Source organism: Pseudomonas sp. P9_35 (assembly GCF_034008205.1).
GTDB lineage: Bacteria > Pseudomonadota > Gammaproteobacteria > Pseudomonadales > Pseudomonadaceae > Aquipseudomonas > Aquipseudomonas kilonensis.
Genome location: NZ_CP125373.1, coordinates 1,029,094 through 1,054,623, shown reverse-complemented (window position 1 = coordinate 1,054,623; position 25,530 = coordinate 1,029,094). Strand labels below are relative to the sequence as shown.

Here is a 25,530-nt window from a genome sequence, read left to right as displayed (position 1 = left end):
CATGCTGCTTTCTCTCGAACCTCGCGGCCAGCAATCGCGCCTGATGCTCTGGTGCTCGCCGCTCTTGGCCGCCGTGCTGACCCTGGCCTGCGGCTCACTGCTGTTCATCGCCCTCGGGCATGACCCGCTGCAAACGCTGTACACCTTGTTGATCGCCCCGATCAGCGACCTGTACGGCGTGTCCGAATGGCTGGTCAAGACCTTGCCGATCCTGCTGTGTGCCCTCGGCCTGGCAGTGGCCTATCAGGCGCGAATCTGGAACATCGGCGCTGAAGGCCAGCTGTTGCTGGGCGCCCTGGCCGGCAGTGCCTTGGCAGTGAACATCATCGACATGCAAAGCCGCTGGGCACTGGTGCTGATCCTGCTGACCGGCACCCTGGCCGGTGCCGCCTGGGCCGGGCTCACGGCGTGGCTGCGCACGCGCTTCAACGCCAACGAGATCCTGACCAGCATCATGCTCAATTACATCGCCCTGAACCTGCTGCTGTTTTGCGTTCACGGGCCGTTGAAAGACCCGGAGGGTTTCAACTTCCCGGAGTCGGCGATGTTCGGCGCGGCCAGTCGCCTGCCGTTGCTGCTGGAAGATGGGCGGGTCCATGCCGGGCTGTATTTCGCCCTGCTGGCGCTGGTGGCGGTGTGGGTGTTGCTGCAGAAAAGCTTCGTCGGCTTTCAGATCAAGGTGCTGGGCCTCGATGCCCGCGCCGCCGGGTTCGCCGGTTTTCGCCAGAAGCCGTTGGTGTGGCTGACGCTGTTGATCAGCGGGGCACTGGCCGGGCTGGCCGGCGTCTGCGAAGTGACCGGGCCGATCGGTCAGCTGGTGCCGCAGGTGTCGCCGGGCTACGGCTATGCAGCAATTACCGTGGCGTTCCTGGGTCGCCTCAATCCCATCGGCATTCTGTTTTCCAGCCTGTTGATGGCATTGCTGTACATCGGCGGCGAGAGCGCGCAGATGTCGCTGAACCTGCCCCAGGCAATCACCCAACTGTTCCAAGGGATGATGCTGTTTTTCCTGTTGGCCTGCGACGTGCTGATTCTGTACCGGCCACGCCTCAACCTGCGCTGGGCCCGACGTACCCGAACCACCGCCGTACAGGCAGGAGCGCTGTGATGGATATCGACCTGTTGAGCAATATTTTCTACGCCATGGTCCGCTGCGGTACGCCATTGCTGCTGGTAGCCTTGGGTGAATTGGTCTGCGAAAAAAGCGGCGTCCTCAACCTGGGCCAGGAAGGCATGATGCTGTTCGGCGCGGTGATCGGTTTTATCGTCGCGTTCAACAGCGGCAACCTCTGGCTCGGCGTGCTGCTGGCGATGGCTGCCGGCATGCTGTTGTCGGCGTTGTTCGCGCTGGTGGCGCTGGTGTTCAACGCCAATCAGGTCGCCACCGGGCTGGCGCTGACGATTTTCGGCGTGGGCCTGTCGAGCTTTGTCGGCGCGGCCTGGGTCGGCAAGCCGTTGGCCGGGTTCGAGCCGCTGGCGATTCCTTACTTGAGTGACATTCCACTGATCGGGCGGATGCTGTTTGCCCAGGATCTGCTGGTTTACCTGTCCTTCGCGCTGTTTGCCCTGGTGGCGTGGATGATTGTGAAAAGTCGCGTCGGGTTGATCATCCAGGCCGTCGGGGAAAACCCCGATGCCGCCAGTGCCATGGGCCTGCCGGTGCTGCGGGTGCGAACCCTGGCGGTCTTGTTTGGCGGCGCCATGGCCGGGTTGGCCGGCGCCTATCTGTCGCTGGCCTACACGCCGATGTGGGCCGAGAACATGAGCGCCGGGCGCGGCTGGATCGCCCTGGCGCTGGTGGTGTTCGCCAGTTGGCGGGTGTGGCGCCTGCTGCTGGGCGCCTACCTGTTCGGCCTCGCCAGCATCCTGCACCTGGTGGCCCAGGGGCTGGGCCTGGCGATTCCATCGAGTCTACTGGCGATGCTGCCGTATGCCGCGACCATTGTGGTGCTGGTGCTGTTATCCCGGGACGCCGTGCGCACCCGGCTGTATGCGCCGGTGTCCCTGGGGCAGCCTTGGCAGGCGGGGCATTGAGATAGACCGTGGCGTGCCTATCGCGAGCAAGCTCGCTCCCACACACGGCCGGCAGTTCCGACTCAGGCCCCCTGTGGGAGCGAGCTTGCTCGCGATGAGTCCCGAACAGGCAACACCTGAACCAAACCCCACACCACCTCGAAAACCAGGAAAACCCACAACACCGCGCTGGCCCCATGAAGCAGTGCATACAGCATCCAGGCTGCAAACAGAAACCGCCCCGTCGCGTCATAACGCCCGTACAGCGGCTGCGGATCCCGAATCCGCAGCACCGCCCACACGCAGACAATCGAGCCGAGCAGATTCACCATCAGCACATGCGCCGGCGCAAACGGCGGTAGTTCTCCAGGCAGGTCGAATAGCTGAGTCAGGCTCATCAACACACCATGCAGCGCCGCAAAGCTCCACGGCGTGACCAGCGCGGCCGACACGATCAGGTCGTACCAGGCGCTGCCAAGCACCACCCGGCGGTATTGCATCGAAGTCCACATACACTTTGCTCCAGATAATTGGGGAGCGAAGAGGCTAAAGCCTGGGGTATGCTCCAAGGTCAAGTCCTCCGGAGTTCCACAATGCGCATCGGTGAATTAGCCCAGGCCTGCGCCGTCAGTCGAGACACGCTGCGCTTCTACGAGCAGCGGGGCCTGATCGCAGCGTCGCGTAGCGCCAATGGCTATCGCGACTATCCCGCCGACATAGTGCAACTGGTGCTCTATATCAAGACCGCCCAGCGCCTGGGCTTTACCCTGGGCGAGATCAGCGCCAGCGTTGGCGCCCTGTGGAACGCCCCCGATCCGGACTGCGCGGTGACGCAATTGCTGCAAGACAAACTGAACCTGATCGAAACCCGCATCACCGAACTCGATGCGTTGCGTCACGAGCTGAAACAACGGCTCGGGCAACGCTGTCCATTAAATCCATGACCTCTTTCTTTCAAGGATGCCTCTCATGAATTCGGCAAGAAACGCATTGATCATCGGCGCCTCCCGGGGCCTGGGCCTTGGTCTGGTGAAGACGTTGCTCAGCGATGGCTGGAACGTGACCGCCACCGTGCGCAACCCGCAGAACGCAGAGGCTTTGAAGACGCTGGGCCCGGTGCGGATCGAAAAACTCGACATGGACGACCAGCAAGCGGTCATCGCCCTGAGCCAACAGCTCAAGGGCGAGACCTTCGACCTGCTGTTCGTCAATGCCGGCGTCAAGGGCCCGGACAACCAGAACCCGGGCGGCGCGACGCTGGCCGAAGTCGGCCAGTTGTTCTTCACCAACGCCGTGGCGCCGATCAACCTGGCCCAACGCTTTGTCGGCCAGATCCGCGACGGCAGCGGCGTACTCGCCTTCATGAGTTCGGTGCTGGGCAGCGTGACCATGCCCGATGCGCCGGAACTGGCGCTGTACAAGGCCAGCAAGGCAGCGCTCAACTCCATGACCAATAGCTTTGTCAGCCAACTGGGCGAGCAGGCATTGACCGTGCTGTCGCTGCACCCGGGTTGGGTGAAGACTGACATGGGCGGCGAAGGCGCGGACATCGATGTCGAGACGAGCACTCGCGGGTTGATCGACCAAGTGAATGCGTTCGTCGGCAAAGGCGGGCATCACTTCGTCAACTACAGGGGCGAAACAATCCCTTGGTAACTCCGCTAATCCCCTGTGGGAGCGAGCTTGCTCGCGATAGCGGCCTCACATCCAACATCGATGTCGACTGACCTACCGCTATCGCGAGCAAGCTCGCTCCCACATTTTTGATCTCAGTGGGCACTGGAAATGTTTTCGGCAACCTGAGTAAACTCCGACCCTCGCCCCCCCACGGCGACCCTGGATCAGCAGACAGGGCATCACTGAGCTGGCTAACCTGAACCCACTTTCAGAGGAGCCGGCCACCATGCCTGCGACCCGTACCTGGTTAAAAAATCCCCTCGCCATTTTCACGGCCAACGACCTCGATGCCCGTGGCGGCCTCGTCCTGCAGGACGGTGTGATCGTCGAACTGCTGAGCGCCGGCCAGCAACCCGCCCAGCCCTGTGACGACATCTTCGACGCGCGCGAGCATGTGATCCTGCCGGGGTTGATCAACACCCACCATCACTTCTACCAGACCCTGACCCGCGCCTGGGCGCCGGTGGTGAACCAGCCGCTGTTCCCCTGGCTGAAGACCCTCTACCCGGTGTGGGCGCGGCTGACCCCGGAAAAACTCGCCCTGGCCAGCAAAGTGGCCTTGGCCGAGTTGCTGCTGTCGGGCTGCACCACGGCGGCCGACCACCATTACCTGTTTCCCGAAGGCCTGGAAAATGCCATCGACGTGCAAGTGCAAAGTGTTCGTGAACTGGGCATGCGCGCGATGCTGACCCGCGGTTCCATGAGCCTGGGCGAAGCCGACGGTGGCTTGCCGCCGCAGCAGACCGTGCAGCAGGGCCAGGTGATTCTCGACGACAGCCAGCGCTTGATCGGTCAGTACCACGAGCGCGGCGACGGCGCGCAGATCCAGATTACCCTGGCGCCCTGCTCGCCGTTTTCGGTCACGCCGCAGATCATGAGCGCCAGCGCCGAACTGGCGGAAAAACTCGACGTACGCCTGCATACGCACCTGGCCGAAACCCTCGATGAAGAAGCGTTTTGCCTGCAACGCTTCGGCCTGCGCACCGTGGACTACCTGGACAGCGTCGGCTGGCTTGGCCCGCGTACCTGGCTGGCCCACGGCATTCATTTCAACCCGGATGAAATCGCCCGTCTCGGCGCCGCCGGCACCGGCATCTGTCACTGCCCGAGTTCGAACATGCGCCTGGCCTCGGGCATTTGCCCGACCCTGGACCTGACCGCCGCCGGCGCTCCCGTGGGCCTGGGGGTAGACGGTTCGGCATCCAACGATGCCTCGAACATGATCCTCGAAACCCGCCAGGCGCTGTACATCCAGCGCCTGCGCTACGGTGCGCAAGCGATCACGCCGGAACGCGTGCTGGGCTGGGCGACCCGGGGCTCGGCGCAACTGCTCGGGCGCAGCGATATCGGTGAATTGGCGGTGGGCAAGCAGGCCGACCTGGCGCTGTTCAAGCTTGATGAGCTGCGCTTCTCCGGCAGCCACGATCCGATTTCCGCACTGCTGCTATGCGGTGCGGATCGGGCGGATCGGGTGATGATCGGTGGGCAATGGCGGGTCATCGACGGGCAGGTCGAGGGATTGGACTTGAAGGGCTTGATTGCCGATCACAGCCAGGCGGCGCGGGAACTGATCGCCGGCACCTGACCCAAACCAAATCCCCTGTGGGAGCGAGCTTGCTCGCGATGACGCCAGATCTTTCAACACTGATGTTGAATGTCAGGCCGCTATCGCGAGCAAGCTCGCTCCCACAATGGGTATTGTGTTGTGCTCAGAGGCCCAGCAACGACAACATGATGAACGTCGCAAACAACACAAAATGGGTCATGCCTTCGATGGCATTGGTCTCGCCATCGTTGAGATTGATCGCGCTGACAATCAGGGTGATGAAGATCATCACCGTCTGCACCGGGGTCATTGCCATCTGAAACGGCTGGCCGGTGTAGAGGGCCATGGCCTCCATCACCGGCACGGTCAGGATCACGGTGGACAGCGAAGCGCCCAGCGCGATATTCACCACCGACTGCATGCGATTGGCGAGAGCCGCGCGCAGGGCGGTGAGGATTTCCGGTGCGGCGGAGATAGCGGCCACCAGGATCGCCGTGACCACCGGCGGTGCACCCGAGCCTTCCAACCCCAGGTCGAGGGCCTTGGACATGACTTCGGCCAGGGCGCCGATCACCACCACGCCAAACACCAGCGCGCCGATGGAAAGCGTCAGGCTGATGGGTTGCGGTTCGTTTTCCACCGGTTCTTTCTTGCGGCGTTTTTCCGGATAGCTGTAGCTGAAAAAATAACTGTGAGGCCCGACCTGCATGCGCAGGAACAAGGTGTACAGCACGATCATCGCGCCGATGGTAAAGGCCGAATACATTTTCCAGCTCTCGCGGGGAATGAACTCCGGCACCACCATCGATACCCCCATGGCGGTGAGAATCATCACGCTGTAGGTGCGCGCCGAATCGTCGTTGTAGGCCTGCTCGCCATGCTTGATCCCGCCCATCAGCGCCGCGAGCCCGAGGATGCCGTTGATGTCGAGCATCACCGCCGAGTAGATCGTGTCCCGCACCAACGTCGACGAAGCCTCGTTGCTCATCATGATCGCCAGGATCACCACCTCCACCAGTACCGCCGACAGCGTCAGGATCATGGTGCCGTAAGGGTCTCCGACCTTTTCCGCCAGCAGTTCGGCGTGATGGGCCACACGCATGGACGCCGCGACGATGAAACCGATCAGGACCAGGCCGCCGGCCAACGCCACCACTTGCCCGCTGCCCAGCAGCCAGTGCTCCAGCGGATAGGCGATACACGCGGCGATCAGCGCCAGCAACAGTAGTTTTTCTTGCTTGAGCAAAGTGAGCATCGCGGGCCTGTCAGCGTGGGCGGGGTCATGAGTTACTGACTATAGGAGGCGGTGAACGTTTCGTTCGGTGTGATGCACCAGGGGGTGGCGCTTGCAGGCAGGGTGCACCTTTATTGTTCTCAAGGGCCTCATCGCGGGCAAGCCTTGCTCCCACAAGTATCGCGGCGCACTTGTGAAGCAAGCTTGCTCTCCCTTGAGGTTGGGCTGCCCATCTGTTGGGGCAAGGCCTGATTCCACATGGTTTGGCCTTGCACTTGTGGGAGCAAGGCTTGCCCGCGATGACGGCAACAAGGTATCGACTATTTGTTGTCTTGTTGGTCAGCATTTTGCATTGGTGCTGCACAGCCAACCTCACAACAAAATGGAGTTCGAGTTCATGCACCAACGCCCCTTGAAAAAGTTGCTTTGCGCCGTCGTCGCCGCCCTCGGCCTGGGCGCCGGCCTGAATGCCAGTGCCGCCGACCCGCTGAAGGTCGGCTTCGTCTACATCGGCCCGATCGGCGACCATGGCTGGACCTATCAGCATGAACAAGGGCGCAAGGAGCTGGCGGCGAAATTCGGCGAGCAGATCACCACCAACTACGTGGAAAACGTGCCGGAGGGTGCCGACGCCGAGCGGGTGATCCGCAACATGGCCAAGGATAAATACGACCTGATCTTCACCACCTCCTTCGGCTACATGAACCCGACACTGAAAGTCGCCAAGCAGTTTCCCAAGGTGACCTTCGAACACGCCACCGGCTACAAGCAGGACAAGAACCTGGGCACATACCTGGCTCGCACCTACGAGGGCCGCTACGTCGGTGGCTTCCTCGCGGCCAAGATGACCAAGACCAAAAAGATCGGCTACGTCGCGTCCTTCCCGATCCCGGAAGTCATCCGCGACATCAACGCCATCCAACTGGCCCTGAACAAGTACAACCCCGGCAGCGAGATCAAAGTGGTGTGGGTCAACTCCTGGTTCGACCCGGGCAAGGAAGCCGACGCCGCCAACGCGCTGATCGACCAGGGTGTGGACGTGGTGTTCCAGCACACCGACAGCCCGGCGCCGATCCAGGCTGCCGAGCGACGCGGCGTCTATGCAGTGGGCTACGCTTCGGACATGGCTCACTTCGGGCCCAAGGCGGTGCTGACGTCCATCGTCAATGACTGGGGCCCGCATTACATCCAGGCGACCCAGAGCGTGCTCGACCACAGCTGGAAATCCCAGGACTACTGGGGTGGCCTGAAGGAAGGCACGGTGAAACTGCCGATCAGCGACCTGGTGCCGGCAGCGGTCAAAAGCGAAGCCGAGCAGATCATCGCCGACATCGAGAGCGGCGCCTTCCACCCGTTCACCGGCCCGATCAAGGACCAGGCCGGCGTCGAGAAAATCCCGGCGGGCGTGAGCGCCACCAACGCGGAACTGGCGTCGATGAATTATTACGTGGAAGGCATGAAGGCTGAGATTCCGAAATAACCCCCAGCCCAAAAACCAACACAAAACCCATTGTGGGAGCGAGCTTGCTCGCGATAGCGGACTGACATTCAATATTTGTATTGACTGACCCACCGCTATCGCGAGCAAGCTCGCTCCCATATGGGGTGCCTATTTCAAGTCAGGAAAGCAGGATGAACAGCCTTCCCATCATCGACATCAGCCCACTCTACGGCGATGAACCCGACGCCTGGCAAACCGTCGCCGAGCAGATCGACCGCGCCTGCCGCCAATGGGGCTTTTTCTACATCAAGGGCCATCCCATCACTCCGGCGCGCATCGCCGAGGTACTGGGCAGTGCTCAACGCTTCTTTGGCCTGCCCGTCGAAGAAAAGCTCAAGATCGACATCACCCAGACCCGCCACCACCGTGGCTATGGCGCCGTCGCCACCGAACAACTGGACCCGACCAAGCCCAGCGACCTGAAGGAAACCTTCGACATGGGCCTGCACTTGCCGGCCGATCATCCCGACGTGCTGGCGGAAAAACCCTTGCGCGGCCCCAACCGGCATCCGCATCTGGGCGGTTGGGAAACCTTGATGGAGCAGCATTACCACGACATGCAGGCACTTGCCCAAACCCTGCTGCGGGCCATGACCCTGGCGCTGGGTATCGAACGGGACTTTTTCGACACGTGCTTCAACGAGCCGGTCAGCGTACTGCGCCTGATCCACTACCCGCCCCGCGACACCGCCAGTAGCGCCGAGCAGCAAGGTGCCGGCGCCCATACCGATTATGGTTGCATCACCCTGCTCTACCAGGACGCCGCCGGCGGCCTGCAAGTGCGCAACGTCGACGGCCAGTGGATCGACGCGCCGCCCATCGACGGCACCTTCGTGGTCAACCTCGGTGACATGATGGCGCGCTGGAGCAACGACCGTTACCTGTCCACGCCGCATCGGGTGATCAGCCCGCTGGGGGTGGACAGGTACTCGATGCCGTTCTTTGCCGAGCCGCACCCCGACACGCTGATCCAATGCCTGCCCGGTTGCCAGGATGACGCCCACCCGCCAAAGTACCCAACGACTACCTGCGCCGAATTCCTGCTGTCGCGCTTCGCCGACACCTATGCTTACCGGCGTGAGTCGCTCGCCGTGTAGTGGATCAGCCGGTCAGGTTTTACCCGACAGGGCGGCCAGCGTCTGTAGAATGCCCGCCATCGATTCGCTGATGAGAAAAGACCATGTACGACTGGCTGAACGCCCTGCCCAAGGCTGAACTGCACCTGCACCTGGAAGGCTCGCTGGAGCCCGAGTTGCTGTTCGCCCTGGCCGAACGCAACAAGATCGCCCTGCCGTGGAGCGACGTCGACACCCTGCGCAAGGCCTATGCCTTCAACAACCTGCAGGAATTCCTCGACCTGTATTACCAGGGCGCCGATGTGCTGCGCACCTCCCAGGATTTCTATGACCTGACCTGGGCCTACCTGTTGCGTTGCAAGGCGCAGAACGTGATCCACACCGAACCGTTCTTCGACCCGCAGACCCACACCGACCGTGGTATCCCGTTTGAAGTGGTGCTCAACGGCATCGCCGCCGCCCTCAAGGACGGCGAGCAGCAACTGGGCATCACCAGCGGCCTGATCCTGAGTTTCCTGCGCCACCTGAGCGAAGAACAAGCCGAGAAGACCCTCGACCAGGCGCTGCCGTTCCGCGAGGCATTCGTGGCCGTGGGCCTGGACAGTTCGGAAATGGGCCATCCACCGAGCAAGTTCCAGCGCGTATTCGACCGCGCACGCAACGAAGGCTTCCTGACCGTCGCCCACGCCGGTGAAGAAGGCCCGCCCGAGTACATCTGGGAAGCCCTGGACCTGCTGAAGATCCAGCGTATCGACCATGGCGTACGAGCAATTGAAGATGAGCGACTGATGCAGCGGATCATCGACGAGCAGATTCCGTTGACGGTGTGCCCATTGTCCAACACCAAGCTGTGCGTATTCGACGACATGTCGCAGCACAACATCCTCGACATGCTCGAGCGCGGCGTGAAAGTGACGGTGAACTCCGATGACCCGGCGTACTTCGGCGGCTACGTCACCGAGAACTTCCACGCGCTGTATACCCACCTGGGCATGACCCAGGACCAGGCCAAGCGCCTGGCCCAGAACAGCCTGGATGCGCGGTTGGTCAAGCCTTAAGCGTCACCGAAACCCCTGTGGGAGCGAGCTTGCTCGCGATAGCTTTGGATCAGCCAACATTAATGTCGACTGACACACCGCCTTCGCGAGCAAGCTCGCTCCCACAAGGGATAGTGTTTAGTCGGCGACGGTCGCTTCGCTCAACTCCTCCAACGTCTTGCCCCGCGTCTCCATCCCGAACAACCAGACCACCCCCGCCGCCACGGCGAAGCACAACGCGCCCAGGGCAAACACGCCACCCTGGCCGGTGATGGGGAATACCAGCCCGGTTACCAGCGGGCCGAGCAACGAACCGACGCGTCCCACCGCCGAAGCAAAGCCTGAGCCGGTGGCCCGGGCCGAGGTGGGGTACAGCTCCGGCGTGTAGGTGTAGAGCACCGCCCACATGCCGAACAGGAAAAACTGCATCAGCAACCCGGTGCCGATCAACAGGCCGACGTTGCCGCCAAACACCGCGCTCTGCCCATACAGAAACGCCATCGCCCCACCGCCCAACAGCGTGATGATGCACACCGGTTTGCGCCCCCAGCGCTCCACCAGCCAGGCCGCCATCAAGAAGCCGGGAATCCCGCCCAGGGAAATCAGCACGGTGTAATACACCGACTGGGTCACCGCAAACCCCGACTGCTGCAACAACGCACTGAGCCAGGAGGTCAGGCCGTAGAAACCGAGCAGGGCAAAGAACCAGACGCTCCAGATCATCATCGTGCGCTGGCGATACTGCGGTGACCAGATCTGCGCCAGGGCCGAAAAGAAATTGCCCGGCGTACTCTCAACCCTTGGCAAACGGATCGGCTCCGGCAGGTTCTGATGCCCCAGCGAGGCCCGGACCTTGTCTTCGATTCGCTTGAGCACCGCGTCCGCCTCGTCACCCCGACCGGCTTGCTCCAGCCAGCGTGGCGACTCGGGAATGAAGAAACGAATCGCCAGGACAAACACCGCCGGCACCGCCAGCACCAGAAAGATGTCGCGCCAGCCGACCACCGGCAGCAGGAAATACGACAGCACCCCCGCCGCCACGAAACCCAGCGGCCAGAAGCCATCCATCAAGGCGATGTAGCGGCCCCGACGCTTGGCCGGGATCAGCTCCGAAAGCATCGACTGGGCAATCGGAAATTCCATGCCCATGCCGATGCCCAGCAGGATGCGAAACAGCGTCAAGGTCTCGATGTCCTGGGCCGTGGAGCACAAGTAACTGGCAATGCCCCACAACACGATGCTCCACTGGAACACCGGCTTGCGCCCGAAATGATCGGCGAGCATGCCCGACAGCGACGCTCCCACCACCATGCCGAAGAAGCTGGAGCTGGCGAGCAAACCGGCCTGGGCGGTGCTCAGGCCGAACTCGGCTTTGATCGACCCCAACAGGAACGTCATCATCGCCAGGTCCATGGAGTCAAAGAAAAACGCCAGGGCGATGATAATGAAGATGACCCGGTGGTAACCGCTGATGGGTAACCGTTCCAGGCGTTCCGCCGCGCTGTAGCCGTGAGTGTCCATGCTGCCTCCCCCAATCCGATAATTCCCCGGAACGAGTGTGCGCGAACCTTGCAGGTGGCTATTGCTGAATACGACCTGCCGACAGCCCTGAGCGACGCATCAGGAGCGTTTCCTAGATTGCCATCTCCACCGTGTCCTGCCGGGCGAACCGGTGGATTTCCTGCTGGCCGAGCGTCGTCACCTGCAAGGCTCGCGAATCGTTGGGCAAGCTCAGCCAACCCGACTGCATGAACAGTTGCAGCAGGGCCGCCCCCAGCGCGCCCCCCAGGTGTGGACGACGCTCGCTCCAGTCGGGGCAGGCACAGGCGATGTGGGTGTTGCGATGGGCCAGGGCCTGGATGAACAGGCCACGTCCGGCCAGTTGATTGGCGCCCTTGTGGGTGACGATCACCCGCTGCTCGAACTGCTCGATCCACCCGGCATCCAGCAGGCGCTGGTAGAGGTCGGCCGCCAGGGTTCCTCCCAGGTGATCGTCGCAAAGCCTGGCGCGCATCAACGAAGCAGGGGCCGACGGCGCCTTGGTCGGCATGACCCGGCGCTTGAAGACGTCTGGAATCTGCCGCGGCGTACTGACCAGCGTCGCGCTGGCCAGCGCTTCGACGGCCGCGCCGATTTCAGGCGCGGCCAGGCGGAAAAACCGCTTGCGACCCCGGGCTTCGACTTTCAACAGGCCTCCGGCGGACAGGCGTCCCAGATGCGCGTTGGCCGAGGACGGCGACAACCCGGCGAGCAACGCCAACTCCTCGGCCTGGCGGGCCGTGCCGTCCATCAAGGCCCACATCATTGCGCTGCGCTTGGGGTCAGCCAGCAGCGTGGCGATCTGGCTGATGCAAGGTGCATGTTCCATGTATTCACTCCCTGTTGAATCATTCGTCTACTGCTCTGGCGCAGGCGGCCGCTAGTATAAGCGGGGCGCTCGAGCTTTCCTGTCCTCCGGAAACCTATGGAGGCGATTGTTCCTGAGGGAAAATTCTCTATTTGCCCGCGACTAATGACTGCCCCCCATCGAGAGCGGAAAACGCGCCGTCAACTCACCGCAGCGGGCCTGGAGCATGTCCCGCAAAAGGTTGATGGGCTTGCTCAATTGCGCCCGGTGGGCACACAGCAGATTGAGGGGCGCGCGTTCGCATTGCAGGTGCGGCAAGAGGATTCTCAAGCGCCCGGCCAGCACGTCGGTGGACACATCCAGCCACGATTTATAGGCAATCCCGGCACCCGCTACCGCCCAGCGCCGCACCACATCGGCGTCGTCACTGAAACGGTCGCCACTGACGGTGAGGCTCACTTCCCGTTTGCCGTCATGAAAACCCCATCGGTCATGGACCCGGCTGCCAAGCATGTACAACAGGCAGTTGTGCTGGGCCAGTTGCTCTAACTGATGGGGTTCACCCTGGCGAGCCAGATAGTCCGGCGATGCGCACAACACCCGGCGGTTATCCGCGGCAATGGGCAGGGCGACCAGGCTCGAATCTTCCGGCTCGCCATAACGCAAGGCGATGTCCACCGGCTGCTTGAACAGATCGGCCATGCGATCGCCCAGCAACAGCCGCACCGTCAGCCCGGGGTGCTCGCGCTGGAACGCGTCCAGCCAGGGCAGCAGCAGGTTGCGTCCCAGGTCCGACGGTGCAGACAACTGCAACACCCCACTGACCTGGTCCTGGCCGCTGGTCAATAACCGCCGGCCTTCGTCAAGGCTGCTCAATGCGGCCCGGGCATATTCGAGAAAGCCCTCGCCTTCGGCCGTCAGGCGCAGGCTACGGGTGGAACGGGCCAACAGCCGCGCGCCGAGGTGCTGCTCGATCCGTTTCAACGCGGCACTGGCCACCGCCGCCGACAGGTCCATGACCCTGGCCGCAGCCGAAAGACTGCCCAGGTCCGCCGCCCGGACAAACAACTGCAAGTCATCGAAGCGAAGCATGACGACTCCATTATCAAAAAATTATTGAAAGAGCCTGTTCTTTTAGCCGGTTTTATCTCGACGATAAATAGCTAAACATGGCTTTCATCGAACTCATCTCACGGAACCCCTTCATGAAAGCCATCGCCTACTACCACTCGTTGCCCATCACTGACCCGCAATCGCTCCAGGACATCGACCTACCGGAACCGGTCGCCGGTCCCAGGGACCTGCTGGTGGAAGTCAAGGCTATTTCGGTCAACCCGGTGGATACCAAAGTCCGCCAGAACGTCCAGCCCGAAGACGGCGCAGTCAAGGTGCTGGGCTGGGACGTGGCCGGTGTGGTCAAGGCGGTGGGCAGCGAGGTCACGCTGTTCAAGGCCGGGGACCAGGTGTTCTACGCCGGTTCCATCGCCCGGGCCGGCGGCAACAGCGAGCTGCACGTGGTGGATGAGCGCATCGTCGGCCACATGCCCAAGACCCTCGGTTTCGCCGAAGCGGCGGCGCTGCCGCTGACGGCCATTACCGCCTGGGAGTTATTGTTCGAGCGCCTGCAAATCCAGGAAGGCCAAAGCGACCTGGGCCAGAGCTTGTTGATCGTCGGCGCTGCGGGCGGCGTGGGATCGATCCTGACGCAACTGGCCAGCCAACTCACCGGGCTGAAGGTGATTGGCACCGCGTCCCGTGTGCAGACCCAGGATTGGGTGCGCAACCTGGGGGCCGACCTGGTGATTGACCACAGCCAGCCATTGAGCGAAGTGTTGAAAGAAGCGGGCCAGCCCCAGGTGACTCACGTCGCCAGCCTGACCCAGACCGACCAGCATCTGGACCAGTTGGTCGAAGCCCTCGCGCCCCAGGGCAAACTGGCGCTGATCGACGATCCCAAGGCGCTGGACGTGACCAAGCTCAAGCGCAAGAGCCTGTCGTTGCATTGGGAATTCATGTACACCCGCTCCCTGTTCGAGACGGCCGACATGCTTGAACAACACAAACTGCTCAACCGCGTGGCCGCCCTGATCGACGCTGGCACACTGAAGACCACGGTTGGCGAGCATTTCGGCACCATCAACGCCGAGAACCTGCGCCGGGCGCATGCCTTGCTGGAAAGCGGCAAGTCCAAGGGCAAGATTGTGCTTGAAGGTTTCTGACGGCACTGGGCAGTCGCCCTGCAAACAATCCTGTAGGAGCGAGCTTGCTCGCGATGGGGCCAGGTCAGGCAACATTGATGTCGGCGGGTCTACCGCTATCGCGAGCAAGCTCGCTCCCACAGGTGTTGCATCAACCTGGAACTGCACCGTCAGTCCGAGAATTGATCCTTGTCACAATTGCGATCGCATTCGGGTCTACACTCGAGGCCTTTGCAACGCAATCTTTTCGTGAGGAGGTCAGCAATGAAGATCCTGATAAAAGAAGTGGCAAAATCCCAATGGCAAGTGCGCCTTGACCAGCACGTCGTCACCTTCCGTACCGAGGCCGAGGCCCAGGCCTTCGCCAGCACCCTGCAAGCGCGGATCCTCGCGCCCCATCATTTCCCCGAACAACAACAGCGCGCGGCCGGCTGAGTCAGCCCTCGCGACTGGCCTGGGCCAGCGCCCGGGCATTTTGCAGGCGACGACTCAGCATCGTTGCGCTCACCACCAACAGCCCGCAAAGGCTGATGACCAGTGCCATGGGCACGGCGGTGCCGTCATGCAATGCCGCCACCAACGAGGCGGCCCCAGCGGCTACGGAAAACTGCAGGCATCCCAGCATCGCCGAAGCACTGCCGGCCCGGGCGCCCTGTCCATTCATGGCGCAGGCCGAGGCGTTGGGAAGGATACAACCCAGGCTGGCGATGCAGATAAACAGCGGGACCAGCAGCGGCCACAACTGCGCAGGTTGCAATGAACTGACGGCCAACAGGCTCAGCCCGGCCCCCAGGTAGACCCATACCGCGCGGCTCAGCAGGAACGCCGGGCCGCGCTTGGACAGCAGCCGGGCGTTGACCTGGGCAACCAGGATGAAGCCCGCCGCGTTGGTGCCGAACAGCCAACCGAAGTGTTCGGCCGGTACCCCGTAGAGCTTGATGAAGACGAAAGGCGAACCGGCGATGTAGGCAAACATCCCAGCGATAGCGATGCCCCCCGTCAGTGCATGGCCGAGGTAGACGGTGTCGGTCAATAACCGGCCATATTGGCGCAACGCCCCCGACAACGGTTGCCGAGGCACATGGTCCGGCAAGCTTTCCGGCAGCCACAAGGCCACCGCCATCGACGCCAATGCGCTGAACACGGTCAGGGCAATGAAGATTGACTGCCAGCCATGCAGGTTCACCAGCAACCCGCCGAGCATCGGCGCGAGAATCGGCGCCAGGCCCATCACCAGCATCAATTGCGAAAACACCTTGGCCGAACCCACCGCGTCGCATTTGTCGCTGACCACCGCCCGCGAGATCACCATCCCGGCGCATCCACCCAGGGCCTGGACGAAGCGGGCGCCGATCAGCCATTCCAGGCTCGGCGCGTAGGCGCAGGCCAGGGAGGCCAACGTGAACAAACCGACACCGGTCAGCAATGGAACTCGCCGTCCGAAGCGATCCGCCACCGGCCCATAAGCCAGTTGCCCGATGGATAAGCCGAGGAAATAAGCCGCCAGGGTCAACTGAATGTGTTTTTCGTCGGTACCGAAGGCCGTGGCCATCGCCGGAAAGGCAGGCAGGTAGAAGTCGATCGCCAAGGGACCGAAAGCGCTCAAGGCGCCAAGAATCAGAATGGTACGGAGGTTCATCGGGCGTCCAGCTCAGGCGTCGTTCGACAGCCTGACAGTCTAGCCGTGCCGGACGCTCTTGAACATTCCGGTAGGTCGCTAACGATTAAAAAACTTCAAGCAGCGCTGGCCTCATAGCCCTCCTCCTTGATGGCCGCGAGCACGGCATCGGCCGACAACGAACTCTGGACCTGGACAGTCTTGGCACCCAGGTCGATTTGCACGTCGGCCGCCGGGTCCTTGGCCTGGACAGCCTGGGTGATGGCCTTGACACAGTGACCGCAGGACATGCCCTGGACATTGAAAGTGTGCATGAGATGACTCCTTGGGATTGAGGTTGCCAGCAGTCTCAAGCTTGCCATCATGGCAAGGTCAAGTTCTGACAAAAACTGCCGGGCTGGCAATCGGCATCGCGCTCAGCCAAGCTGCACACATCAAGGATTTAACACCGGAGGTTCAGCCATGCGCTGGTCAGCGTTCAGCCTGTTTTGCATGCTCGGTTTTTCAGCGGTGGCGCCCCAGGCATCGGCCGCTGGCGAAGACTACGGCGTGTTGATCATTTCTCGCGAGCGCCTGGAAGTGGCGACCAATTGCGAAATCGGCATCTACATCCAGGATCAGCTCTCGGCCAGGCTGTTCCAAGAGCAAAGCACCTCGTTCAACCTGCCGCCGGGCCAGTTCTCCTTACGCCTGAAGTTGCTGCCAGGCCAGGCACCGGGGTGCAACCCGGGCATGCTCGCGCCAGGGTCGCAGAACATCACGCTCAGGGCCGGTGACATCCTGAAGTTCCGCATCGCCATGAATGAACAAGGCATGTACCTCAAGCAGGCTGGGCTCGGTTACTGACACACCTCTTGCCCCTTTGGGCAAGCTTTGTGGGAGCAAAGCTTGCTCGCGATCCAGGCGCCGCGGTCATTCAGAAAGCTGCGGTGCTTTCATCGCGGGCAAGCCTTGCTCCCACAGAGCCAGATCTCATATTAGGAGTCGGCAGCGCTTTTTGGATTGGCGCTTGACCTTGCCAGCATGGCAAGGTTGATCCTGTAGTCATTCACTACAGGGAGCCTGACCGATGTCCGAATCCACCACGTTCGATCTACCGATTGCCGGCATGACCTGCGCCAGCTGCGCCGGGCGAGTCGAGCGGGCCTTGAGCAAAGTCACCGGCACCCGCGCTGTCAGTGTGAACCTGGCCACTGAACTGGCGCGGGTGCAGGCCCCCGAAGGCAGCCTGCCGGCCTTGATGCAAGCCGTCGAACAGGCCGGCTATAGCGTCCCCGTGCAAACCCTGGAGCTGAACATCGACGGGATGACCTGCGCCTCCTGTGTCGGCCGGGTCGAACGCGCCCTGGGCAAGGTCGACGGTGTGAACAGTGTCAGCGTCAACCTTGCCAATGAGCGGGCCCACCTCGAACTGCTCGGCCAGGTGGATCCGCAAACCCTGATCGACGCGGTCAAGCGCGCCGGCTATGACGCCACTGTCTGGCAGGCCGAACAGCCCGCCGACACGCAGGCCAACCGTCTGAACCGTGAACGCCTGATATTGGTGCTGGCGATTGCGCTATCCGCGCCGCTGGTGTTGCCGATGCTGCTACAGCCGTTCGGCGTGCACTGGATGCTCCCAGCCTGGGTGCAGTTCGCCCTGGCGACGCCGGTGCAATTCATCTTCGGTGCGCGTTTCTACGTCGCCGCCTTCAAGGCCGTGCGTGCCGGTGCCGGGAACATGGACCTGCTGGTGGCCCTGGGCACCAGCGCCGGCTACGGCCTGAGCCTTTATGAATGGGTGATCGCCCGCCCTGGCGGCATGCCGCACCTGTATTTCGAAGCCTCGGCCGTCGTGATTGCCCTGGTACTGCTCGGCAAATACCTGGAAAGCCGCGCCAAGCGACAAACCGCCAGCGCCATCCGCGCCCTCGAGGCCTTGCGCCCGGAGCGGGCGATCCAGGTGATCGATGGCCAGGAGCGGGATGTTGCCATCAGTGCCCTGCGCTTGAATGACCGGGTGCTGGTCAAGCCCGGCGAACGCTTCCCGGTGGACGGCGAAGTACTGGAAGGCCAGAGCCACGCCGACGAAGCGCTGATCAGCGGCGAAAGCCTGCCGGTGCCCAAGCAGCCCGGCGACAAAGTTACCGGCGGCGCCATCAACGGCGAAGGCCGGCTGCTGGTACGCACGCTGGCCCTGGGTACCGAAACCGTTCTGGCGCGCATTATTCGCCTGGTAGAAGACGCCCAGGCCGCCAAGGCCCCGATCCAGAAACTGGTGGATAAAGTCAGCCAGGTGTTCGTACCGGTGGTGCTGGTGCTGGCCCTGGCGACGTTGATCGGCTGGTGGCTGTACGGTGCGCCACTGGAAACCGCGCTGATCAACGCCGTCGCCGTGCTGGTGATCGCCTGCCCCTGCGCCCTGGGCCTGGCGACGCCCACGGCGATCATGGCCGGCACCGGCGTGGCTGCACGCCACGGGATTCTGATCAAGGATGCCGAGGCCCTGGAGCGCGCCCATGAAGTCAACACCGTGGTGTTCGACAAGACCGGCACACTGACCTCCGGCACGCCGCGCATCGCGCACTTGACGGCTCTGGAGGGAGATGAAGACGCGCTGCTGAAAATGGCCGGCGCCCTGCAACGCGGCAGTGAGCACCCTCTTGCCAAAGCCGTGTTGGACACCTGCGCCGAGCGCGGCCTGGACGTGGCGGATGTCAGCGACAGTCAGTCCCTGGCTGGACGCGGTATCGCCGGCAGCCTCGACGGGCGCAGCCTGGCCCTGGGCAATCGACGCCTGCTGGACGAACTGGGCCTGGACCCCGGCTCGCTGGCCGAGTCGGCACAGGCCTGGGAGACCGAAGGCCGCACATTGTCCTGGCTGATCGAACAAGGCGCGACGCCTCGGGTGCTGGGCCTGTTCGCCTTCGGTGACACGCTCAAGCCCGGTGCCCTCGCCGCGGTACAGGCCTTGAATGAACAGCACATCGCCAGCCACTTGCTCACCGGCGACAATCAAGGCAGCGCCCGGGTCGTGGCCCAGGCGCTGGGGATATCCAATGTCCATGCCGAGGTTTTGCCAGCGGACAAATCCGCCATCGTCCAACAGTTGAAGGGCCATTCGGTGGTGGCGATGGTGGGTGACGGCATCAACGACGCTCCAGCCCTGGCCGCCGCCGACATCGGCATTGCCATGGGCGGCGGCACCGACGTGGCGATGCATGCCGCGGGCATCACCCTCATGCGCGGCGATCCGCGACTGGTGCCGGCGGCGCTGGACATCAGCCGCAAGACCTACGCCAAGATCCGCCAGAACCTGTTCTGGGCGTTCGTCTATAACTTGATCGGCATCCCCCTGGCGGCTTTCGGGTTTCTCAACCCGGTGCTGGCCGGCGCGGCCATGGCGCTGTCGAGCGTCAGCGTGGTAAGCAATGCATTATTGTTGAAGTTCTGGACACCCAAGCAGCTGGAGGACAAGCGATGAACATCGGCCAAGCGGCCCGCCAGAGCGGCCTGAGCGCGAAGATGATCCGCTATTACGAATCCATCGGCCTGCTCAAGGCCGCCCATCGTACCGACAGCGGCTATCGGATCTACGGCGCCGATGACCTGCACACCCTGGCCTTTATCAAGCGCTCTCGCGATTTGGGGTTTTCCCTGGAAGAGGTCGGCAAACTGCTGACCCTCTGGCAAGACCGCGAACGCGCCAGCGCCGACGTCAAGGCCCTCGCCCGCCAGCACATCGAAGAACTGAACCAGAAAATCCGAGAACTGGCCGAGCTTCGCGACACCCTCCAGGACCTGGTGGAACACTGCCACGGCGACCACCGCCCGGATTGCCCGATTCTCAAGGAACTGGCGTCGGGGTGTTGCCAGAATTGATGCCCACCGCCAATCCCTTGTGGGAGCGAGCTTGCTCGCGATGACGGCTGTAGATTCAACATCAATGCAAGCTGACCCACCGCTATCGCGAGCAAGCTCGCTCCCACGGGGGGCTGCGGTGGGTATGAGATTTTGGAGTGCCCACAAAAAAACCGGCCAGGGCCTAATGCTGTTCACTTAAGGCTGTGGATCTTCAGTTTCGACCCATTGGGGTAAGGGTGTATATCCATTTCTGCGGTAACGGCGGCTTAGGGTTCCGCCCTTACGGCGGGTCACTTTTGGAAGAGCGCCAAAAGTAACCAAAAGCGCTTTGCCCCACCACTCGGCACCTCGCCTAGGCTCGGTGTGCCCTCACTCCGGCATTGCTCCGTGGGCCGCCGCGAAGGACCATCCATGGCCCAGCGCGGCTATCCCGGCATCCATGCCGGGATGCCCACTCCACAATGCCTGCGTTCGGCCAGCGTGGTTTAACGGGGCGTTCAGATCAAGATCCAAAGCAAGAGCAAGAGCAAGAGCAAGAGCAAGAGCAAGAGCAAGAGCAAGAGCAGGGCACATGCCGGCATCTATGTGGCTGAGCCACCGCTATCGCGAGCAAGCTCGCTCCCACATTGGATCTTCAGCGAAGTACAAACTTCATGTGAACCTAGCCCCCTGTGGGAGCGAGCTTGCTCGCGATGAGGCAGGCACATACAACATCACCGCAAACTGACACATCGCCTTCGCGAGCAAGCTCGCTCCCACAGGAGAAACGCAGTCCCCATCAAGAACCAGGTCGGCTATCAGGCCGCCTCGCGGTGGACGTTGATCTCGGGCGCCCCGTTAACCACGATGGCTGAACGAAGGTGTTGCGCAGTGGGCACCTCGGCATGGATGCCGAGCCTAGGCGAGGCACCGAGTGGTGGGGCAAAAGCGCTTTGGTTACTTTCGCGCTTTTCGAAAGTGACCCGCTGTAAGAGCGGAACCATAAGCCGCCGTTACCACAAAAATGGATATACACACCAACCAAAAAAAACGGCGCCTTTCCATTTCTGAAAGAAGCGCCGTTTTTTCTAAGTTGAGCAGCATTACGGCCATTGGCCGGGTTTCTGTTCAACCGATCATTGCATCCACGGCGGCGGTGGTTCTTCGGTCTTGCCGGGCGGGGCATCGTCGGCGGCGCGTACGGCCTGGCGGCGTTCCTCGTCCAGGCGCGCGGCCTCGATCTCGCGCATGATCCCTCCGACATCCGCCAGTTCTTCCGGCTCGTCGAACTCGCCGGTCAGCATGCTGGCCGGGTGCAAGGTGCCGGCTTCGTACAGCGCCCACATTTCCTTCGCGTACTTGGTGCGCTTGAGCTCCGGGGCAAACCGACCGAAGTAGGACGCCATGTTGCCCACGTCCCGCTCCAGCATGCTGAAGGCATGATTGTTACCCGCAGCATCCACGGCCTGCGGCAGGTCGATGATCACCGGCCCGGTCGGCGTGAGCAGGACGTTGAACTCCGACAGGTCGCCGTGCACCAGACCGGTACACAACATCAGCACGATCTGGGAAATCAGATAGGCGTGATATTCACGGGCCTGGTCCGGCTCCAGCACCACATCGTTCAGACGCGGCGCTGCATCGCCGTACTCGTCGGCCACCAGTTCCATCAGCAGCACGCCTTCAAGGAAGTCGTACGGCTTGGGCACGCGCACACCCGCGCTAGCCAAGCGGAACAGCGCCGCTACTTCGGCATTCTGCCAGGCGTCCTCGGTTTCCTTGCGCCCGAACTTCGAGCCCTTGGCCATGGCCCGGGCCTGACGGCTGTTGCGGACCTTGCGGCCTTCCTGATATTCGGCCGCCTGACGAAAACTTCGCTTATTCGCCTCCTTGTAGACCTTCGCGCAACGTAGCTCGTTACCGCAGCGCACCACATAAACAGCTGCTTCTTTACCACTCATGAGTGGGCGCAGCACCTCGTCGACCAGACCGTCCTCGATCAGGGGTTCAATGCGTTTTGGAGTCTTCATCAGCTTTTATTGTGGGTCCTTTATTACCAAACACGCGAATGACAGTCGTTATACGGCAATCCTTCCTCCACGGGGAGGGGTTGCCGACCTATGAACCTGTGATGCACACAATGTGCCGGATCAATCGACCGAGCCGAATCATAGCCGAGACCGAACCTGGCATTGGTAACTGAATGCCCAGGCATTTGCGACAAGAGCTGACAGCCATGTCTACCGTCGGCTGTAGGAAGTGCGACAACTCAATGCTTGAACAACTCCCCCGGCGTAAACCCGAACATCCCCTTGAACGCCGCAATGAACGCGGACGTTGAATCATAACCGCAGGACAACGCGGCACTGGTGACGCTGTCGCCCTGCTCCAGCGAGCCCAGGGATGACAACAAGCGCATGCGCTGGCGCCAGGCGCGAAAGCTCAGGCCGGTCTCGCGCTGGAACAGGCGCATCAAGGTTTTTTCCGACGTGCCCAGGCGCTCCGCCCAGGCGTGCAAGGTGACGTTCTGCTCAGGCTGTTCGATCAACTCGTTACATAGCCCCAGCAGACGGGCATGTCGCGGCAGCGGCAGGGAGAACCCCACCTCCGGCAAAGTCGCCAACTGGTCCAGCAACACCTGCACCAACCGTTGCTCCTGAGTGTCGCCTTGCGGGTAATCGACCGGAAGCTGACAGAACACCTTGATCAACTCACGGGCCAGAGGCGTGACTTCCAGCACCCGACAGCGCTCATCGGCCCAGGGGCAGGCGTGGCGATGCACATACAAGCTGCGCATTTCCGCTCGGGTGGAGGTCACCACATGGTGTTCCAGGTCGGCCGGGATCCAGATGCCCCGTTGTGGCGGGGCAAAGAAACTACCCGCTGCGGTGTGTACGCCGAGGACGCCGCTGATGGCGTAGGAAAACTGCACCCAGTCATGACGATGGGCTTGCGTCCAGGAACCGGCGCTCAAACTTTCGACACGGGCGTACAGCGGCCTCGGCAATTGCGCCAGGTCGGGGATGCGGCGTTCGAGCTGTTGGTGTCCGTTAGGCGGCATTGATTGGCCTTATGTCGCAAGACGACTGGTAGGGACGACGTTAGGCTAAGTCGACTTTTCTTACAACTTGCGGTGCCCTATGCATATCCTCAGACACCTCAAACGCATGGTGACCGACTGGTTCCTGTGCGGCATGTTGCTCGCCACGCTGTTGGCGTACTTCTTTCCAACCTTTGGTGCCACGGGCGGCGCCATGCATGCCGAATGGGTGGTCAACATCGGCATCTTCGTGGTGTTCTTCCTGCACGGGGTCAACCTGTCCGGCGAACAGATCCGCCACGGTTTGAAGAACATCCGCCTGCACGTGATGGTGCAGGGTTTCACCTTTGGCGTGTTTCCGTTGATCTGGCTGATCAGCCACTGGCTCGTCGGCAGCCACGTGCCAGCGCTGCTGATGCTGGGGTTCTTCTACCTGTGCGCCCTGCCCTCGACCATTTCTTCCTCGGTGGCGCTGACCGGCAGTGCCGGCGGTAACGTGCCGGCGGCGATTCTCAACGCGAGCCTGTCCAGCGTACTGGGGATTTTCCTGACACCGCTGCTGGTCAGTTTCGTGGTCGGCAGCGGCGCCGGTGGCATCGACCTGGGGTCAACCTTGCTCGACCTGTGCATGATGTTGCTGCTGCCACTGGTGCTGGGGCAGTTCCTGCGGCGTTGGTTGGCTGGCTTTTTCGGCAGGTACAAGCGCTACACCAGCATCATCGACAAGCTGGTGATCCTGCTGCTGGTCTACGCGGCGTTCTGCAACTCGATGGTGTCCGGCATCTGGCAACAGCAAGGCCACGGCGTGCTATTGAGCGCAGTGCTTGGCAGTGCCGTACTGTTGGCGATCATCTTGTGGGCGACCACCCGCACTGCCCGCGCCCTGCAATTCAGTAGCGCCGATGAAGTCGCCGCGGTGTTCTGTGCCAGCAAGAAATCCCTCGCCGCCGGGGTGCCCATGGCCGCATTGATTTTTGGCAATCATCCCGGCCTGGGGCTGATCCTGCTGCCGATTATGATCTATCACCCGCTGCAGTTGATCGTCTGCTCGATCCTCGCCGAGCGCTACGCCAGCCATCACCGGGAACTGGCGTCCCGCCAGGACGGCGCCGTCCTCAACGCTCGATAATCGCCGTCACGCCCTGGCCCGCGGCGGCGCAGATGGAGATCAAGCCGCGACCTCGCCCGGCGGCATCAAGCAACTTGGCGAGGTTGGCGACAATGCGCCCGCCCGTGGCGGCAAACGGGTGCCCGGCGGCCAGGGAACTGCCCTTGACGTTCAACCGACTGCGGTCGATGGACCCTAGCGGCGCGTCGAGGCCCAGGCGGGTCTTGCAGTAGTCCGGGTCTTCCCAGGCCTTCAGTGTGCACAATACCTGGGCGGCGAACGCTTCATGGATCTCGTAGTAATCAAAGTCCTGCAAGGTCAAGCCGTTGCGCGCCAGCAATCGCGGCACGGCGTAGACCGGGGCCATCAACAGCCCTTCGGCGCCATTGACGAAGTCCACCGCCGCCGTTTCGCCGTCGCGCAGGTACGCCAGGATCGGCAGGCCTCGGGCCTTGGCCCACTCTTCGCTGCCCAGCAGCACCAACGAAGCGCCATCGGTCAGTGGCGTGGAATTACCCGCGGTCATCGTGCCCTTCGCGCTTTTTTCGAAGGCTGGCTTGAGGGAAGCGAGTTTTTCCGGGGTCAGGTCCGGGCGCAGGTTGTTGTCCCGGGTCAGGCCAAGAAACGATGTCATCAAATCGTTCTGCCAACCTTCGGCATAGGACGCGGCCATTTTCTGATGGCTTTCCAGGGCCAACTGGTCTTGCGCCTCCCGGGGGATCTGCCAGGTCTGGGCCATCAATTCGCAATGCTCGCCCATGTTCAGGCCGGTGCGCGGTTCGTTGATGCGCGGCAGATCGGGGACGAGGTGCTGGGGACGCAGTTGCAGGAAGGTCTTGATCTTGTCGGCGGTGGTCTTGGCGCGATTGGCTTGCAGCAGAATCCTGCGCAACCCTTCATTGACCGCGATCGGCGCATCCGAGGTGGTGTCGACGCCGCCGGCAATGCCGCTGTCGATCTGGCCCAGGGCAATCTTGTTGGCCACCAGCAGCACCGTTTCCAGCCCGGTGCCACAGGCCTGTTGTACGTCATAGGCCGGCGTCATCGGTGACAGCCGCGAGCCGAGCACGCATTCGCGGGTCATGTTCATATCCCGGGAGTGCTTGAGCACCGCACCGGCAGCCACCTCGCCAATGTGCAGGCCATGCAGGTTGTAGCGTTCGATCAGCCCCTCGAGGGCAGCCGTCAACATCGCCTTGTTGCTGGCGGTGGCATAGGCCCCGTTGGAGCGGGCGAACGGAATGCGGTTACCACCGATGATCGCGACGCGGCGTAGTTGTGTCATGAAGAACTCCCTGTGTAGGTCTGAATGT

Annotated in this window: 24 protein-coding genes; 14 read left to right on the top strand and 10 right to left on the bottom strand. The window is 62.3% G+C overall.

The genetic code is table 11. From position 1 onward, the window contains the following. Position 1 precedes the first annotated feature (1 nt). Positions 2-1,108, top strand: coding sequence for an ABC transporter permease (locus QMK47_RS04570; protein ID WP_320389853.1), 1,107 nt, complete (start codon positions 2-4; stop codon positions 1,106-1,108). Continuing rightward, positions 1,108-2,034 (top strand): ABC transporter permease, encoded by a 927-nt coding sequence (locus tag QMK47_RS04565; RefSeq protein WP_013692177.1) that lies wholly within the window; start codon positions 1,108-1,110, stop codon positions 2,032-2,034. The genes QMK47_RS04570 and QMK47_RS04565 overlap by 1 nt, the downstream gene beginning before the upstream one ends. A 62-nt stretch (positions 2,035-2,096) precedes the next feature. On the opposite strand, the gene QMK47_RS04560 is transcribed toward QMK47_RS04565, so the two are convergent. Beyond that, a complete protein-coding gene (locus tag QMK47_RS04560) occupies positions 2,097-2,525 on the bottom strand; it encodes a hypothetical protein (RefSeq protein WP_253471416.1) in 429 nt (142 codons plus the stop codon). A gap of 81 nt (positions 2,526-2,606) precedes the next feature. Between QMK47_RS04560 and QMK47_RS04555 the strand changes: the two genes are divergently transcribed. The 3 genes from QMK47_RS04555 to QMK47_RS04545 all read left to right on the top strand — a co-directional run bounded on the left by QMK47_RS04555 (position 2,607) and on the right by QMK47_RS04545 (position 5,275). Beyond that, positions 2,607-2,957, top strand: a complete 351-nt coding sequence (locus tag QMK47_RS04555; RefSeq protein WP_018605117.1) for a MerR family transcriptional regulator — start codon at positions 2,607-2,609, stop codon at positions 2,955-2,957. A gap of 25 nt (positions 2,958-2,982) precedes the next feature. Further along, complete coding sequence (locus tag QMK47_RS04550) at positions 2,983-3,669, top strand: SDR family oxidoreductase (protein ID WP_258690303.1); 687 nt, start codon at positions 2,983-2,985, stop codon at positions 3,667-3,669. Positions 3,670-3,916: 247 nt separating this feature from the next. Continuing rightward, positions 3,917-5,275: an 8-oxoguanine deaminase gene (locus tag QMK47_RS04545; RefSeq protein ID WP_320389852.1), complete on the top strand. Its 1,359-nt coding sequence runs from the start codon at positions 3,917-3,919 to the stop codon at positions 5,273-5,275. Positions 5,276-5,399: 124 nt separating this feature from the next. Here the strand turns inward: QMK47_RS04545 and QMK47_RS04540 are convergent, their stop codons facing one another. Next, positions 5,400-6,491 (bottom strand): calcium:proton antiporter, encoded by a 1,092-nt coding sequence (locus QMK47_RS04540; RefSeq protein ID WP_253471410.1) that lies wholly within the window; start codon positions 6,489-6,491, stop codon positions 5,400-5,402. 376 nt (positions 6,492-6,867) lie between these two features. Between QMK47_RS04540 and QMK47_RS04535 the strand changes: the two genes are divergently transcribed. The 3 genes from QMK47_RS04535 to QMK47_RS04525 all read left to right on the top strand — a co-directional run bounded on the left by QMK47_RS04535 (position 6,868) and on the right by QMK47_RS04525 (position 10,105). Further along, a complete protein-coding gene (locus QMK47_RS04535) occupies positions 6,868-7,950 on the top strand; it encodes a BMP family ABC transporter substrate-binding protein (protein WP_253471408.1) in 1,083 nt (360 codons plus the stop codon). A gap of 152 nt (positions 7,951-8,102) precedes the next feature. After that, positions 8,103-9,068 carry a 2-oxoglutarate and iron-dependent oxygenase domain-containing protein gene (locus QMK47_RS04530; RefSeq protein ID WP_258690301.1) on the top strand — a complete coding sequence of 322 codons (966 nt, stop codon included), beginning with the start codon at positions 8,103-8,105 and terminating at the stop codon, positions 9,066-9,068. Between the two features lie 83 nt (positions 9,069-9,151). Continuing rightward, positions 9,152-10,105: an adenosine deaminase gene (locus QMK47_RS04525; RefSeq protein ID WP_003197486.1), complete on the top strand. Its 954-nt coding sequence runs from the start codon at positions 9,152-9,154 to the stop codon at positions 10,103-10,105. A 117-nt stretch (positions 10,106-10,222) separates the two neighbouring features. Here QMK47_RS04525 and QMK47_RS04520 read toward each other — a convergent pair whose 3' ends face one another. The 3 genes from QMK47_RS04520 to QMK47_RS04510 all read right to left on the bottom strand — a co-directional run bounded on the left by QMK47_RS04520 (position 10,223) and on the right by QMK47_RS04510 (position 13,523). Next, positions 10,223-11,605 (bottom strand): MFS transporter, encoded by a 1,383-nt coding sequence (locus QMK47_RS04520; RefSeq protein ID WP_320389851.1) that lies wholly within the window; start codon positions 11,603-11,605, stop codon positions 10,223-10,225. A 112-nt stretch (positions 11,606-11,717) separates the two neighbouring features. Continuing rightward, positions 11,718-12,452 carry an ArsR/SmtB family transcription factor gene (locus QMK47_RS04515; protein WP_018603237.1) on the bottom strand — a complete coding sequence of 245 codons (735 nt, stop codon included), beginning with the start codon at positions 12,450-12,452 and terminating at the stop codon, positions 11,718-11,720. 141 nt (positions 12,453-12,593) lie between these two features. Next, a complete protein-coding gene (locus QMK47_RS04510; protein ID WP_258690299.1) occupies positions 12,594-13,523 on the bottom strand; it encodes a LysR family transcriptional regulator in 930 nt (309 codons plus the stop codon). A gap of 113 nt (positions 13,524-13,636) precedes the next feature. On the opposite strand from QMK47_RS04510, the gene QMK47_RS04505 reads away from it, so the two are divergent. Then, on the top strand, positions 13,637-14,650 hold the full coding sequence (locus QMK47_RS04505; protein ID WP_258690298.1) for a zinc-binding alcohol dehydrogenase family protein: 1,014 nt from the start codon (positions 13,637-13,639) through the stop codon (positions 14,648-14,650). Between the two features lie 243 nt (positions 14,651-14,893). Then, on the top strand, positions 14,894-15,064 hold the full coding sequence (locus QMK47_RS04500) for a hypothetical protein (protein ID WP_165826052.1): 171 nt from the start codon (positions 14,894-14,896) through the stop codon (positions 15,062-15,064). A 1-nt stretch (position 15,065) separates the two neighbouring features. Here QMK47_RS04500 and QMK47_RS04495 read toward each other — a convergent pair whose 3' ends face one another. Both QMK47_RS04495 and QMK47_RS04490 read right to left on the bottom strand, forming a co-directional pair. Next, positions 15,066-16,268 (bottom strand): multidrug effflux MFS transporter, encoded by a 1,203-nt coding sequence (locus QMK47_RS04495; protein WP_320389850.1) that lies wholly within the window; start codon positions 16,266-16,268, stop codon positions 15,066-15,068. 95 nt (positions 16,269-16,363) lie between these two features. Next, the gene (locus QMK47_RS04490; RefSeq protein WP_320389849.1) at positions 16,364-16,561 is read right to left on the bottom strand and encodes a heavy-metal-associated domain-containing protein; all 198 of its coding nucleotides are present in this window, start codon (positions 16,559-16,561) and stop codon (positions 16,364-16,366) included. A gap of 148 nt (positions 16,562-16,709) precedes the next feature. On the opposite strand from QMK47_RS04490, the gene QMK47_RS04485 reads away from it, so the two are divergent. From QMK47_RS04485 to cueR, 3 genes are all read left to right on the top strand, one after another. Beyond that, positions 16,710-17,093, top strand: coding sequence for a hypothetical protein (locus tag QMK47_RS04485; RefSeq protein ID WP_214512992.1), 384 nt, complete (start codon positions 16,710-16,712; stop codon positions 17,091-17,093). Between the two features lie 223 nt (positions 17,094-17,316). Beyond that, positions 17,317-19,710 carry a heavy metal translocating P-type ATPase gene (locus QMK47_RS04480; protein WP_320389848.1) on the top strand — a complete coding sequence of 798 codons (2,394 nt, stop codon included), beginning with the start codon at positions 17,317-17,319 and terminating at the stop codon, positions 19,708-19,710. Next, positions 19,707-20,108 carry a Cu(I)-responsive transcriptional regulator gene (gene cueR, locus QMK47_RS04475; protein WP_214512990.1) on the top strand — a complete coding sequence of 134 codons (402 nt, stop codon included), beginning with the start codon at positions 19,707-19,709 and terminating at the stop codon, positions 20,106-20,108. The genes QMK47_RS04480 and cueR overlap by 4 nt, the downstream gene beginning before the upstream one ends. A 1,097-nt stretch (positions 20,109-21,205) precedes the next feature. Here the strand turns inward: cueR and QMK47_RS04470 are convergent. Beyond that, positions 21,206-22,099, bottom strand: a complete 894-nt coding sequence (locus tag QMK47_RS04470; protein WP_018607638.1) for a PA4780 family RIO1-like protein kinase — start codon at positions 22,097-22,099, stop codon at positions 21,206-21,208. 239 nt (positions 22,100-22,338) lie between these two features. Then, a complete protein-coding gene (locus QMK47_RS04465; RefSeq protein WP_018607635.1) occupies positions 22,339-23,130 on the bottom strand; it encodes an AraC family transcriptional regulator in 792 nt (263 codons plus the stop codon). A 79-nt stretch (positions 23,131-23,209) separates the two neighbouring features. Between QMK47_RS04465 and QMK47_RS04460 the strand changes: the two genes are divergently transcribed. Next, entirely contained in the window at positions 23,210-24,238 is a 1,029-nt protein-coding gene (locus QMK47_RS04460; RefSeq protein WP_253471389.1) for a bile acid:sodium symporter family protein, read from the top strand. On the opposite strand, the gene QMK47_RS04455 is transcribed toward QMK47_RS04460, so the two are convergent. Beyond that, entirely contained in the window at positions 24,225-25,502 is a 1,278-nt protein-coding gene (locus tag QMK47_RS04455; RefSeq protein WP_320389847.1) for an acetyl-CoA C-acetyltransferase, read from the bottom strand. The genes QMK47_RS04460 and QMK47_RS04455 overlap by 14 nt on opposite strands. Between the last annotated feature and the right edge of the window lie 28 nt (positions 25,503-25,530).